Origin of the sequence: Rheinheimera sediminis, from assembly GCF_004005375.1 — a bacterium.
In the GTDB taxonomy this organism is placed as follows: domain Bacteria; phylum Pseudomonadota; class Gammaproteobacteria; order Enterobacterales; family Alteromonadaceae; genus Pararheinheimera.
The window spans coordinates 147,318-159,855 of sequence record NZ_RZUF01000001.1; the positions used below are offsets into that span (position 1 = coordinate 147,318).

The following is a 12,538-nucleotide window of genomic DNA, read 5'->3' on the forward strand; positions in this document are numbered from 1 at the left end:
AACATTGCAAAAAGAGCTTGCTTTTTAAACAGCAGAAAACTACTGTATATCCATACACTGTAAATACAAACAGTACTGGAGCATAGCGATGTTGAATATAAATAAAGCAGTTCAGACCTACTCTTCACTGAAGCCAAATCAGTCACAGCATCTAATAGGTCAAACAGCTTTCTATCAGAGGTTGCAGGTGACTGCAGGTCAATTGGCTCTGCCTGAGCTGCTGTTTATTATTCAGCAACATCAACAACAAAGCGGCTGGGTGCTGCTATTAGCACCTACGCAATTACCGGATAAATCAACTTTCAGTGGTTTTGATCTAGATATGTCCAAAGTACTGATGATCCAGCAAAAACAAATCAGCAATATTGATACCGTCTTGTGCGATGCGCTAAGCAGCAGTACTTGCAGCGCAGTTGTGGTATGGCAGGATCAGTTCAGCGAAAGCTCTTTGCAGCATTATCAACAGTTGGCTGAGCAATACCAAACCTGCTTTTATCAGATGAGCAGTAGCAAAAAAACAGAGTCTCAGAGCGCCAAACAAACACAGCCAGCTCATCACTAAATCAGCATTAAAGCTTGTGGCTAAGTCTGGCCTGCTTGGCTGCGGATACTATATTGCTTACACTAGGCTCTGATAAAAGTAATTACTCTATAGAGTTGAGCAAGGCTGCACTGAAATCTTTTGTTCAGGCTATAGAAATACAGTGAGAAAACTAAGTGTCAGCAGTATTACTATTTCCATGTTACTGCGGTTCAGGCCAGATTTTTTCCGCCTGTTGTGAGCCGCTGATCTCTGGTCAAGCCAAAGCACAAAGCCCAGAAGAATTAATGCGCTCACGATACAGTGCCTATTGTCATCATCATAAGAATCCGCAATGTTATCGTTATATCATGGAGACTTACCATTCCAGCGTCAGGGCTGCACATACTGAAACAGAGATTGCCGACTTTGCCAGAGCAGTGCATTTTGTTGGTTTAAAAATTCTTTCTGACTCCTCACAAAAAAAGCCACAGCCACAAAGCAACCAAGTTCATTTTGTTGCCTCTTATCTGGTGGGCGATAGATTAGAAAAGCTGGACGAAGTATCAGATTTTGAAATGGAGCAAGGCCACTGGATGTATCGCAGCGGTGTGCTCACTGAGCATCCAGCAGTGCGACTCTCCCGCAACGACATTTGCCCTTGTGGCAGCGGTATTAAATTTAAGAAATGCCAACATCAGGTGTAGAAGGCTGATGTTCAGACATGCAGTTGATTTAAAATCTCGTACAAAGCGGTAGGATCGGCCTGCACCATGTCTGGTTTTTGCTGCAGCACATGGCGTTTTGTATGAAGACTTAAAGCCGATTTCACCTCATCCTGCAGCTTATATTTATTGTCTTCCATAACCAAAGGTGCACCTTGCAAACAGTGCATTAATCGCAAGGAGGCAGCGCCTCCTTGCTGCAAGGCGATGGCCTGCTGTTTTAGATACAGCTCGTCCTCAGGCAGGAAATTAAAAGGCCTGGCCTGCTGTATACCCAACTGTTGGTACAAGTCTGGTTGAAATCTGGCACTTTGTGTATCTGGTGTGTAAAACTGAGCAAACTCATCTACCGCAGGCGATAAAAATGCCAGCCAAAGTGAAAAGTCACTTTGCCTGTGCTGCTGTATTGCTTCATTTAACCTTACACCGGTTTGCCACTCATTTATCAGCATATAATCTGCACAAAAACGCTCAATTGTTTGCTTTATCGGCAGTCAGACAAAAAAGTTAAGTAATTTCCTTTACATAAAAATGTTTTTTGATAAGATGCGCACCACACTTGTGGAGGGGTTCCCGAGTGGCCAAAGGGATCAGACTGTAAATCTGCCGGCACTGCCTTCGAAGGTTCGAATCCTTCCCCCTCCACCATTTCCTTCTCGCGTTTCAGCTCTGTTTAAGCTTCTAAATTTTTCTTGCTAAAATCAGACATATTATCAAGACTTGCGATAATTTAATCGATAGGTTTGCTGCATGTCGTACAAAACTCTCGAAAACCTTCGAGTTCTTATTGTTGATGACCAACGTCCCTTCCAGTTACTGCTCAAAGGCATACTGTACTCCATGGGTGCAACCAATATCGCCTTTGTTATGACAGGTGAGCAGGCCTTATGGAAATGCATGCATGGCTCTTACGATGTGTTATTTGTTGATTACAACCTGGGTTCAGGTAAAAATGGTCGTCAGTTGCTGGAAGATTTGCGCGAGAAGAAACTGTTACACCCATCGTCTGTTTATATGATAGTCACTGGGGAAAATCAGTTGCCCATGGTGGTCGGTGCTGTCGAAGCTGAACCAGACGATTACATCATTAAGCCTTTTTCACAAAGTGTACTACGTACCCGTTTGGTTAAAATTCAGAATAAGAAAAAACAACTTGCCCCTATCTACAAGGCTTTGTTTGATGAGCAGCCTGAGCTCGTGATCGAGGCCTGTAAACAAGAACGTGAACGGGCTAGTCGTTATCACTCCTTGTGTGGCCGTATTCAGGCAGAAACTCATTTAAAACTAAAACAATTTCAGCAAGCTGAAGCCTTGCTTTCGGAAACACTGTCTTTCAGCCGCACAAACTGGGCTTTATTGCTTCAGGCACGTCTGTGTTACGAGCAAGAACGTCTTGAAGAAAGCCTGGAGCTTTGTAATGAGGCTATTGATACCAATAGATATTTTGCAGAAGCTTATGATCAGAAAGCGCGCACTCTGGTGGCTCAGGGCTTAATGGAAGAGGCGATGGAGGTGGTCACTCAGGCCATTGTCATTTCACCTTTTTCTGTCAGCCGGCAAAACTTGCTGATGGACATTGCAAGAGCTATGGATGATTTAGCCAGTTTAGTTCAAGCCAGTAAGCAGATTTACGAGATCACCAGACGATCTGCACGTCAGGAAGTGGTGCATCTGTTGAACTACATAAGGACTGTGATAGATGCTGCTTCACGTTCTGAAGAGCTGAACCAGCGTAACAAGTACCAGCAAGAAGCATTGATGGCGATTCACAGAGCAAAACGTGAAGATACTGTGATCCGTGATTTTGACTTCGACTTGTTTGAAACCTTGTGTCAGGCCCGTTTAGAGTCCTTAAGCGGCCAGCAATATCTGGCAAAAAAAACCTTTGCTACTGTTTCTAGCCGCATTGACGCCCAACTTGAGACAGAGATCGATCCGGATAACCCGGATGAAATACCTGCTCTACCGCACTGTGCTGCTGATGCCGTTTTGTTGTTAAACCAAATTGGTGAATTCGAACAAGCATCCAGCCTGACGCAAAAGCTCCAAAGCCTGACAGGTGCCATCGACCCTATATTGGAAAAGCTTTTTAGTGAACAACAAAGCCGCTCATTGAGCCGCCAGGCTAGCTTTAATGAATTAAACAAACAAGGTATTCAGTTCTACAAAGAAAGCAATTATGAACAAGCTTTGATCCGTTTTGAGCAAGCCTTGGAAGTCGCTCCTATGAACACAGGCAGTGCCTTGAACTATATCCAAACCGCCATCCAAATGATGGCGGAACCTAAACGTAAAAAACCACTGGAGTTGGCGGAAAAGTGCCGCAAGACATTCAGAATTGTGGACAATATGCCATTGCCTGAACATCATCGCATTCGTCATCAAGAGTTGTTGCAGCAGTTTAATAAACTTAGAGAAGAAAAACGTTATAGCCGCTAACAGTGCTTTCAGCGGCTCGACACAAAAAGGCGTTAATAATCCAGCTGTTGGCTTAAATCATTTAATAAAGCACTGGCGCCTAAGCGCATAGCATCAGGTGTGGCCAGGTTACCTGTTAATTCCTCAAATAAGCCTACCAACCTGAGTGCAAACTCGACTGAACGCACCCCACCTGAGGCTTTAAAACCTACTGGGCGATCTGAAGCGGCGATCACCGCCAACATAATGCGTGCTGCTTCTTCAGTCACACCAACCTTGACCTTGCCAGTGGATGTCTTAACAAAATCGGCGCCCGACTCCACCACCAGCTCTGTCGCTTTACTGATTTGCTGACAGGTCACTAACTCACCCGACTCAATAATAACTTTCAAACTAAGCCCTGCAGAAGCTTGTCGAACTGCAGCTAAAAACTGCCGCACTTGCTCTGTCTGACCAGATAACAGGGCCTGATAGGGCAAAACACAGTCAATTTCATCAGCACCTGAAGCTCTGGCATGTTGGATTTGCTCCAACACCTCTGCCAGCGGCAGAGTGCCAGTGGGGAAATTCACTACTGTAGCCAGCTTTACGGCATATTGACCTTGCTGTAAAAAGCTTTTGACTTGCGCCAGATACGCCGGATACACACAGACAGCAGCGGGCAAAACTGCAGCTCCAGCTAAGTCCTTGTCCAGCCACAGCTGCATTGCATCAGCATCGTCCTGATCCGTTAAACGGGTTAAATCCACCAGCTTCATCAGCTGCTGTATACGCAGAGGGTTCGTCATATTGTAGTCCTGAGAAAGAGAATACCGGCTCTTGCGGCCAATTTGCTGTTGATTGATTTCACTGTGTAAGTGAGGTTGCCGCGAATTAAAACAGAAAACACTACCTGCTGAAAAGCTCCTGTTGCGCTTTAAATCCAACTAAGTACGAAGAAAAGTACGCAGATCAAAAAAATAAAAAGAAAAATGGAATCTTTTGCAACAGCCTGAGTCTGACTAAGTGAATCATCCTTACTATTCTCCCAAGATGTAAACTTTGCCGACCTTAGGTCGGCTTTCTTTTTATCTTTTCAGTCATGACAACCGCATCCAGTGTTGATTTTGTTTCAACCAGAGCCGTGCTTTGGCAGCGTCCTGATTAAACTGACTGACTAAAGCCCAAAAGCTTTTACTGTGATTCATATGAGCAAGATGAGCAAGCTCATGGACCACAACATACTGAGCGACCCAGGCTGGAGCCATTAGCAGGCGCCAATTAAAACTCAGCACACCAGATGAATCGCAGCTGCCCCACTTGGACTTGAAATTACAGACCCTCACTGCGCGGCTGGTAAGCAACATCCGCTGTTGCTGGTAGCGCACCTGCTGCTCAAACCATAGCTGCCCATGCTGCAGGTAAAAGTCGCTGACCAGCTTTTCTATCCATTTATCCTGACTTTGTTTTTTGTTTCGATTTGATAACTGCAACCATAAACAATCGCCGTCCAGACTAAACTGGTTGACTGTGTCCTGTACTATTTTCAGTTGCAATTTATCCTCGAATAAAGGAATTTGCCGCTGTGCTAACCAACCTGGAGTTGAGAGCTGTTGCTGTTGATTAAGGTGTTTGTCAATCCAATCTTGTTTTTGCTGGATCAATTGCTGGATCAATTGCACATCGCAACCTGCGGGCGCAGATACCCACAGCTGACCCGACTGAATTTTCAGCTGAATACTGCGTCTTCGATTGGAAAACTTTAAGTGGTAAACAGGTAATTCAGAACTCACAACATCAGACTCATCAAAGCAAAGCCATAGCTTAAAGTTTGTCAACAGACTGAGCAAGTCTGCGGTTCACCTCAGGGCAGACAAAATGCTAGTATAAGGGCCAAAGGCTATTACTCTTATCTGGATCAAAGCATAGTTATGAAAATTATTTCTTTTAATATAAATGGCTTACGTGCCAGACCTCATCAAATCGAAGCCTTACTGGCCAAACATTCTCCTGATTTTGTCGGCTTGCAGGAAATTAAAGTGCATGATGATGAATTTCCGCTCGAAGAAATGCAGAAATTTGGCTATCACTTGTATTATTTTGGCCAGAAAGGTCATTACGGCGTAGCTATTCTGAGTAAAAAACCTGCTTTGACAATGCTTTATGGTTTTCCAACAGATGCTGCCGATGCTCAGCGTCGAATGCTCATAGGCACCTTTTCGCTCGACAATGGTAAAACTCTGACCTTATTAAATGGCTATTTCCCGCAAGGTGAAAACCGCAGTCATGAAACTAAGTTCCCGGCTAAGCAAAAGTTTTATGCCGATTTACAGCACTATTTAGTCAGCCATCACAGTCCTGATGATTATGTTGCTGTCATTGGTGACATTAATATTTCTCCGGAAGACCTGGATATAGGTATTGGCGCTGCGAACGCCAAGCGTTGGTTAAAAGAAGGGAAATGTTCATTTTTACCGGAAGAACGTCAAATGTTAGCCACTTTAAAGGGCTGGGGATTAATTGATACTTTCCGTGCTTTGCATCCGGATGCAACCGAAAAATACAGTTGGTTTGATTACCGCTCTAAAGGTTTTGATGACAACAGAGGTCTGCGTATTGATGTGGTAATGGCAACTCCACCTCTAGCTGCCTTATGCACAGAAAGTGACATAGATTATGAAATTCGCGCTTCTGAGCGCCCCTCTGATCATGCGCCTGTCTGGTCTAGTTTCGATCTGAGTTAAATGCTACTGACTGCATTTTTTCTGCTGTTGTTGGCAGCTTTATTATTCAGCCGCGACTTCTGGCGCGAATTGCCTTACAAAGCTGTGCCCTGGCCTGTTGCCGGGGCCAGTGTCTGCGCTCTTGCTCTGTTATGGCAAACTGATGCCGCTGTGCTGGATGCGTTATCGATCCACTTTCTGGCACTGACTACTCTGGTGCTGTTGTTTGGCTTACGCTTAAGTTGCCTTTTTTTTGTGCTGGTCATCACCCTGCAATGGCTTATGAATACCCAAGACATTCAGACCTTGGTCTGGACTTTGGCCTGTGGTTGGTTGGTAATGGCGCTGAATTACGCTGTATACCTGCTGTGCTATCACTATTTGCCACGACACCTGTTTATCTATTTATTTGTAGGCGCCTTTTTAAACAGCGCTCTGGGCATGGTGGTCTTTATGATGCTGCAAGCCTGGTATCAAGCCGATCAATACAGCGCGCACCAGCTCTACGACAGTTACTTAATTTTCATTCCACTTGCAGCTCTGCCTGAGGCCTTGCTTAATGGCATGGCAATGACCCTACTGGTCATTTACAAACCAGAATGGGTCTATACTTTTTATCAGCGGATTTATTTAGCCGGAAAATAACAGCGCCGAGTCACGTCAAAATGCAGCGGAAACAGCAGTAGTCAGCAAGGTTGTTGCTGTGAAGGCCCATACTGGGCCCTGGTTGCTTGGTCATATTATACAACCGGGCTCAAGCGCGCAGACAATCAGGCAGAGGCTTCAGGTCCAGCTGATCTGTTATAGCCAATCGCGAAGAAAGGTTTTATCCAGTTGGCCAAAAGCCTGTTTGAGCAGCAACGCCAGATCCGAATAACGTAATTTGTGTTGAGGATTTTGAGTCTGTAGGCCTTGCGCCTGCATCTTTTGTTTAATTTCACCATACCAGCTATTCAAGCTCGGGGGCAATTCCGTCTGCGCTCTTTTTCCCAGCCAGTACCAGCCCTGCAACGGCAGAGATAGAATAAACAGCATCATCGTCAGGATTAACGGCAACTGATTTGTGCCAAGCTGATTGAACTGCACCAGGGCTCCAATCACAGCGATCACAGGCAGAGTTTTTTGTGCAAACACCGTCATCCGAATAATTTTGTTTTCCGGGAAAACAGCATTTAGTTGAGGAACTACAGGCCAGTCACGACTGTACTGCATCCCGGCTTTGAGTGTCGAAAACATAACTGACATCACAGGCACTCCTCTTGATGATGGCTGTATTGACAACAAGGGCATTAATCCGGAGTCTAACCCTAGTTTTTACTATGGTCCAGCCTTGGCGAAAACTAAAGCAGACATTTGCGTTAACTCTAAGTCACCTGTGAGCAGGGTAATGAGCCTCGGATACACTGCATGTAACTTTACAAACCATGTTTGTCAATCATCAACAGCAACTCATTGTTCTCAGCAGCTTGAGACTTGACTGCATTCACAGCATTTTGCAGAGCGTCAGTCGCTTTGTAGTAAAGCAGAGTGGACTCTGCCAAAGAGCTCAGGGCGAAAATGCACTAAGACTCCACCGTCAACGGCATGCCGTATGCTTCACATCAGTCTGACTACCGTTCATTTACGGGACAAGAGAGCGCAACGATCAACATTCTTAACACAAAAACAGCGCAAATGTTTTAGGGTGAAAGATTCAGATTGGAGATAAAAAACTATCGGTTTACTGCCTTTGCTCAGTTATTTACCAAGGACCTCACTAAACAAATTTTGTGCCATTAGTTTTTTTTCATTACATTCATACAGTTAACCTAGTTAAACATAACAACACACAAAGTTATCCACAGAATCTGTGGACAACCGTAACAAAGAATGCATAAGGCTTTCATGGTTTTGTCATTAAAAATAACTTTCACTTATTCGCTTTTCGTGACACTTTCATGTTCAAACAACAGAATTTCTATCTTTTATTAAGTGAAGCTGCTCTGCGTAAGTTCGTCAGCGCAAAGAACTGCAGAATCAGTACTAAGTCTTGCAGGAAGTCTTCGCCAAATTATGTTTTTTTCGTTACTATCAGCCTATCTTTTTTTTTATGTTTTAGCCCATGTTCAGCCCTTTTAGTTTGTTGCACTGGCATACGAGTCTTGACCCACAGTTAAAGTTAAGGATCAGAAGTCCGGTCGACGCCTTCAGTCACAACCGTATGGCAAGCCCTGAGCCTTTGATGGCATCTGGCTTGTCAGGTGATGGGCTATGGCTTGAATTAAGAGGTACTACCTTATACAGCCCCTTTACCGCCTTATTCAGCCGTAGCAATCATACAGGCCAACATCTGCAATTTATCCATTCCAGCGGACTGAAGTTAGTGTTAGATTTCCCACTTTATTGTCGGGATAAACATGGGGTTGGTTTTCATTGGTTGGTCAGCGAGCAAGCTCAGGTACAAGCAGGGCAAGCACTTTTGCATTACGACAAGGCACTGCTTAGCAAACCAGGCCTGAGCTTCGGATTATTTTTACGTATTGCTCCTCACTCCAAAATTCAAAGTATTCATTGCCGCGCAGGTTATCATCAGGCGCTACAAGATGACTTGCTGGCTATCCAATTGGTTAGCGCTTAGGAATTATGACTGTATGGCCCGCATTTATGGCATTAAAAATTGTGACACTATTAAAAAAGCCCGCAAATGGCTGGAACAGCAGCAGCTGCCACACCACTATATTGACTACCGTCAGGATGGAATTAGTGCGGCTCTTTTAGCAGAATTTATGCAGCAGTTGCAGTGGCAACAACTGCTGAACACCAAAGGCACCACCTACAGAGCTTTGCCAGATCAAGACAAACAAGACATGACGGCAGACAAAGCGGTAGCACTGATGCTGGCGCAACCTGCGCTGATTAAACGACCAGTGCTTGAACACAATGGCCAGTATCATCTTGGTTTTTCAGAACAAAATTATCAGACAATTTTTGGGATCTCCGCATGAGTACAGCAGTATTAGATCTGACCAAAGACTTAATCAGCCGCCAGTCGGTCACGCCGGAAGACGCCGGTTGCCAACAATTGATGGCAAAGCGTCTTGAAGCTTTAGGTTTCACTATCGAATCCATGTTCTTTGAAGACACCCTCAACTTATGGGCTCGCAGGGGTCAGGGCAAACCTTTGTTTTGTTTTGCCGGCCATACCGACGTAGTGCCAACAGGACCACTGGATCAGTGGACCAGCCCGCCATTTGCGCCTGAAATTCGGGATGGCATGCTGTACGGCCGTGGTGCTGCAGATATGAAAGGTAGTCTGGCTGCTATGGTGGTGGCAACAGAGCGTTTTTTAGCGAGCAATCCAGAGCTTACCGGTGATATCGCATTTTTAATTACCAGCGATGAAGAAGGCCCCTTTATCAATGGCACCAAAAGAGTCATTGAAGTACTGGAGAGCCGGCAGGAAAAAATAACATGGTGTTTAGTGGGTGAGCCATCCAGCAGCCAACAATTGGGTGATGTGATTAAAAATGGTCGTCGGGGCTCTTTAACTGGTTATCTGACCGTCAAAGGTATTCAGGGCCATGTGGCTTATCCACACCTGGTGGACAACCCTATTCATAAAGCGGCTCCTGCGCTGGCGGAATTGGCACAAACGGTCTGGGATCAAGGCAATGCTTATTTCCCTGCCACCAGTTTTCAGATCTCCAATATTCATGCAGGTACTGGTGCCACTAACGTAGTACCTGGCGATGTGCAACTGACCTTCAACTTCCGCTACAGCACTGAAGTGACAGCAGAACAGTTGCAACAGCGGGTTCTGGAGATTTTAGAAAAACATGGCCTGAACTATAGCATCGACTGGATCCTCAACGGCCTGCCCTTCCTGACTGATAGCGGTGAATTGGTGGCTGCTGCGGTACACGCAGTACAACAAGTTAAAGGCTTTGCGCCATCGCTGGAAACTACGGGCGGTACTTCAGATGGTCGTTTTATCGCGCCTACTGGTGCGCAGGTGCTGGAATTAGGGCCTTGCAACGCCACCATACATAAAATTAACGAATCTGTAGCAGTCGCTGATTTAGAGCCTTTAGCCGATATGTACCAGCATATATTGCAACAACTGGTCGCCAAATGAGTCTGGCCAGGCTTCTGACAGGTTTTGATGAAACTGCTCTGGTTGAACTGGAGCAGCGACATCGTTTATTGCCGGACGTCAAAGCCGCTTATCAGCAGATGCAGCAGGCTGCAGCTTTAGATGGCATCGAGTTGGCCCTCGTATCGTCTTATCGCTCTTTTGCTCAACAAGCGCGCATATGGACAGCTAAATATAGCGGTCAGCGCGCTGTTTATAACAAAGCCCAACAGCAAATCGATATCCATAACTTAACAGGCTTTGCCAAACTAGAAGCTATTTTGTTGTACTCAGCTTTGCCCGGCGCCAGTCGTCATCATTGGGGCACAGATTTTGACTTGTATGATAAAGCAGCGGTAGCTGCCGATTATCAGGTTCAGTTATTGGATGCAGAATACCAACCCGCTGGGCCTTTTTACGGTTTGGATCAATGGCTAAACCAGCATGCTGCACGCTTTGGTTTTTTCCGGCCTTATCAACGCGATCAAGGCGGCGTAGCCAAAGAAGCCTGGCATATTAGTTATCGCCCTTTGGCAGAGGACTATTTGAACCACTTTAACGAAACTATGCTGGCTGAGGTTATAGCACTGAGCGAACTGCCTGATACAGCCTTGTTGCTTGAGTATATACCCCTTATTTATCGACGTTATGTTTGTAACATTTGTAAGGAATGAAGAATGACCCTGACATTGTGGTGGACCCTTTTTATTATTATTGGCTTGGTCATTGCCAACTTATGGTTACTGCGCCGTAACAAAAAACTACAACAGCAAAAACCAAAAAGAGAAATACGCCCAAAAAATACTGCGCAGGGTGCTGTAACCGGAACTTTAGCCGCAGGCAGCGGCACAGATGGCAGCCGGATTAAACAAGTAGATACCGGCAACCACCACAGCTCATCAGAGGGTGGCTCTGATGGCGGTGGTGGCTCTGACTAGCATTTTTCGGCAGGCGTTTTAGCCTTTGTTGTCAAAGCTGGAAAAGCCTTTTAAAAAGCGTTGTAGCTGATCTTTTAAGTTCGGCGGCACGCCTTGAATAATCAGCAAATCTTTGTCCATATCGTAGCGGATACGTTCGCCTAAATGCTTTTGTTCAAAGCTGATACTGACGCCACCACCAGCGCCTGAAAACTTCACTAAGGTTTTTAACTCTTTGACATCGACTGGGAATTGGTCTGGCACTTCGATATTCTGCTCTGCGCAGTAATCGGCAAAAGCGCGGGCATCACTGCTGTCGATCGTGGCCGACAGCTCCTGTAAATGCACATCCAGGCCTTGTTTGGTTTGCTCTTCACAGTAGTCATAGACTTGTTTACGTACGGCCGACTTTTCGCTGGCATCGTAATCAGAAGCCGACAAATACTCTTCCACAGAAGCCAACACCACTTTACTTTGTTCTTTGGCGACCATGCCTTCGGCACAGCCTAAAAAGTCGAGGAAAAAATCTGCGACTTTACGCCCTGCTCTGCCACGAATAAAAGAGATGTATTTGTTTTGCTCTGGGCTGGTTTGGTATTCAGTTAAATCAATACGGGCTGCCAGCTGCATCCTGGCTATATCCAGATGCTGATCGGTCGAAAGTAATAACTCAGGCGTCACACTGAAGTGATCTTTGCTGCCTAATAAAGTCACCAGCACATACTCCGTAGCCAGATAACGATAATGGCATAACATAAAATAGCCGGTTTCCTGAATTTGGTGCTGTACCAGTTGCACTACCAATTGGCTGGTAGCTTGTTCTGCCAACTGCAAAAAGCTGCGCTCCTGCGCTTGCCACTGCGCTAAAGGCAGCGCCATTCTATCCTGTAAATCATCAGAAAAGGTCGCATACCCTTTGGCTGGTTTGCCGTTATAGGCTAAATGCAATTGTTCAATTAAATGCGCCACAGATTGCGATACAGGGACCAACTCCTGACGAAATTGTGCCTGCAACTGCTCACTTTCAGTACTTTCGATAAAATTTATTGCCAGATGCAACACATCAACGGACATATATTTTCCTGTTCTCAGCTAATTCTGCTAGTATTCCCCGCTGTTCCATTTTATTTCGAGCAGAGACCTTC

Annotated in this window: 15 protein-coding genes and 1 tRNA gene; 11 read left to right on the forward strand and 5 right to left on the reverse strand. The window is 45.4% G+C overall.

The features are described from left to right. Positions 1-88: 88 nt before the first annotated feature. Both EMM73_RS00590 and EMM73_RS00595 read left to right on the forward strand, forming a co-directional pair. Positions 89-562: a SulA-like leucine-rich domain-containing protein gene (locus tag EMM73_RS00590; RefSeq protein WP_127684514.1), complete on the forward strand. Its 474-nt coding sequence runs from the start codon at positions 89-91 to the stop codon at positions 560-562. 155 nt (positions 563-717) lie between these two features. Continuing rightward, positions 718-1,227: a YchJ family protein gene (locus tag EMM73_RS00595; protein ID WP_127684515.1), complete on the forward strand. Its 510-nt coding sequence runs from the start codon at positions 718-720 to the stop codon at positions 1,225-1,227. 11 nt (positions 1,228-1,238) lie between these two features. Here EMM73_RS00595 and EMM73_RS00600 read toward each other — a convergent pair whose 3' ends face one another. Beyond that, on the reverse strand, positions 1,239-1,697 hold the full coding sequence (locus tag EMM73_RS00600; RefSeq protein WP_127684516.1) for a VC2046/SO_2500 family protein: 459 nt from the start codon (positions 1,695-1,697) through the stop codon (positions 1,239-1,241). Positions 1,698-1,808: 111 nt separating this feature from the next. On the opposite strand from EMM73_RS00600, the gene EMM73_RS00605 reads away from it, so the two are divergent. Together EMM73_RS00605 and EMM73_RS00610 are read left to right on the forward strand one after the other, a co-directional pair. Next, positions 1,809-1,893: transfer RNA gene (locus EMM73_RS00605), tRNA-Tyr, on the forward strand. 102 nt (positions 1,894-1,995) lie between these two features. Continuing rightward, positions 1,996-3,684, forward strand: coding sequence for a tetratricopeptide repeat-containing response regulator (locus EMM73_RS00610; RefSeq protein ID WP_127684517.1), 1,689 nt, complete (start codon positions 1,996-1,998; stop codon positions 3,682-3,684). Positions 3,685-3,716: 32 nt separating this feature from the next. Here EMM73_RS00610 and deoC read toward each other — a convergent pair whose 3' ends face one another. Beyond that, positions 3,717-4,451, reverse strand: coding sequence for a deoxyribose-phosphate aldolase (deoC, locus tag EMM73_RS00615; RefSeq protein ID WP_127684518.1), 735 nt, complete (start codon positions 4,449-4,451; stop codon positions 3,717-3,719). Positions 4,452-4,742: 291 nt separating this feature from the next. Next, positions 4,743-5,435, reverse strand: a complete 693-nt coding sequence (locus EMM73_RS00620; RefSeq protein WP_186435081.1) for a M48 family metallopeptidase — start codon at positions 5,433-5,435, stop codon at positions 4,743-4,745. A gap of 138 nt (positions 5,436-5,573) precedes the next feature. Between EMM73_RS00620 and xthA the strand changes: the two genes are divergently transcribed. Together xthA and EMM73_RS00630 are read left to right on the forward strand one after the other, a co-directional pair. Then, complete coding sequence (xthA, locus tag EMM73_RS00625; protein WP_127684520.1) at positions 5,574-6,386, forward strand: exodeoxyribonuclease III; 813 nt, start codon at positions 5,574-5,576, stop codon at positions 6,384-6,386. Then, complete coding sequence (locus tag EMM73_RS00630) at positions 6,387-7,010, forward strand: energy-coupling factor ABC transporter permease (RefSeq protein ID WP_127684521.1); 624 nt, start codon at positions 6,387-6,389, stop codon at positions 7,008-7,010. 156 nt (positions 7,011-7,166) lie between these two features. On the opposite strand, the gene yfbV is transcribed toward EMM73_RS00630, so the two are convergent. After that, entirely contained in the window at positions 7,167-7,610 is a 444-nt protein-coding gene (gene yfbV / locus EMM73_RS00635; RefSeq protein WP_127684522.1) for a terminus macrodomain insulation protein YfbV, read from the reverse strand. An 856-nt stretch (positions 7,611-8,466) separates the two neighbouring features. Here yfbV and EMM73_RS00640 point away from each other — a divergent pair. Genes EMM73_RS00640 through EMM73_RS00660 form a run of 5 tightly spaced genes read left to right on the forward strand, consistent with a single transcriptional unit; the run spans position 8,467 to position 11,414 of the window. After that, on the forward strand, positions 8,467-8,982 hold the full coding sequence (locus EMM73_RS00640; protein WP_127684523.1) for a PTS glucose transporter subunit IIA: 516 nt from the start codon (positions 8,467-8,469) through the stop codon (positions 8,980-8,982). 13 nt (positions 8,983-8,995) lie between these two features. Then, positions 8,996-9,349 (forward strand): ArsC family reductase, encoded by a 354-nt coding sequence (locus EMM73_RS00645; protein ID WP_127684524.1) that lies wholly within the window; start codon positions 8,996-8,998, stop codon positions 9,347-9,349. After that, positions 9,346-10,479, forward strand: a complete 1,134-nt coding sequence (gene dapE, locus EMM73_RS00650) for a succinyl-diaminopimelate desuccinylase (protein ID WP_127684525.1) — start codon at positions 9,346-9,348, stop codon at positions 10,477-10,479. The genes EMM73_RS00645 and dapE overlap by 4 nt, the downstream gene beginning before the upstream one ends. Beyond that, positions 10,476-11,150, forward strand: a complete 675-nt coding sequence (locus tag EMM73_RS00655) for a M15 family metallopeptidase (protein WP_127684526.1) — start codon at positions 10,476-10,478, stop codon at positions 11,148-11,150. Before dapE ends, EMM73_RS00655 begins: the two co-directional genes overlap by 4 nt. 3 nt (positions 11,151-11,153) lie before the next feature. Next, positions 11,154-11,414, forward strand: coding sequence for a hypothetical protein (locus EMM73_RS00660; protein WP_127684527.1), 261 nt, complete (start codon positions 11,154-11,156; stop codon positions 11,412-11,414). A gap of 18 nt (positions 11,415-11,432) precedes the next feature. Here EMM73_RS00660 and yejK read toward each other — a convergent pair whose 3' ends face one another. Next, entirely contained in the window at positions 11,433-12,467 is a 1,035-nt protein-coding gene (yejK, locus tag EMM73_RS00665) for a nucleoid-associated protein YejK (RefSeq protein ID WP_127684528.1), read from the reverse strand. Positions 12,468-12,538: the final 71 nt, after the last annotated feature.

What these genes read in the sequence shown, in the direction of transcription:
- EMM73_RS00630 (WP_127684521.1), top strand. Translation starts at nt 6,387, where the DNA reads ATGCTACTGACTGCATTTTTTCTGCTGTTGTTGGCAGCTTTATTATTC.
- EMM73_RS00600 (WP_127684516.1), bottom strand. Translation starts at nt 1,697, where the DNA reads ATGCTGATAAATGAGTGGCAAACCGGTGTAAGGTTAAATGAAGCAATA.
- EMM73_RS00590 (WP_127684514.1), top strand. Translation starts at nt 89, where the DNA reads ATGTTGAATATAAATAAAGCAGTTCAGACCTACTCTTCACTGAAGCCA.
- EMM73_RS00645 (WP_127684524.1), top strand. Translation starts at nt 8,996, where the DNA reads ATGGCCCGCATTTATGGCATTAAAAATTGTGACACTATTAAAAAAGCC.
- yejK (WP_127684528.1), bottom strand. Translation starts at nt 12,467, where the DNA reads ATGTCCGTTGATGTGTTGCATCTGGCAATAAATTTTATCGAAAGTACT.
- deoC (WP_127684518.1), bottom strand. Translation starts at nt 4,451, where the DNA reads ATGACGAACCCTCTGCGTATACAGCAGCTGATGAAGCTGGTGGATTTA.
- xthA (WP_127684520.1), top strand. Translation starts at nt 5,574, where the DNA reads ATGAAAATTATTTCTTTTAATATAAATGGCTTACGTGCCAGACCTCAT.
- EMM73_RS00610 (WP_127684517.1), top strand. Translation starts at nt 1,996, where the DNA reads ATGTCGTACAAAACTCTCGAAAACCTTCGAGTTCTTATTGTTGATGAC.
- EMM73_RS00660 (WP_127684527.1), top strand. Translation starts at nt 11,154, where the DNA reads ATGACCCTGACATTGTGGTGGACCCTTTTTATTATTATTGGCTTGGTC.
- yfbV (WP_127684522.1), bottom strand. Translation starts at nt 7,610, where the DNA reads ATGTCAGTTATGTTTTCGACACTCAAAGCCGGGATGCAGTACAGTCGT.
- EMM73_RS00655 (WP_127684526.1), top strand. Translation starts at nt 10,476, where the DNA reads ATGAGTCTGGCCAGGCTTCTGACAGGTTTTGATGAAACTGCTCTGGTT.
- dapE (WP_127684525.1), top strand. Translation starts at nt 9,346, where the DNA reads ATGAGTACAGCAGTATTAGATCTGACCAAAGACTTAATCAGCCGCCAG.
- EMM73_RS00640 (WP_127684523.1), top strand. Translation starts at nt 8,467, where the DNA reads ATGTTCAGCCCTTTTAGTTTGTTGCACTGGCATACGAGTCTTGACCCA.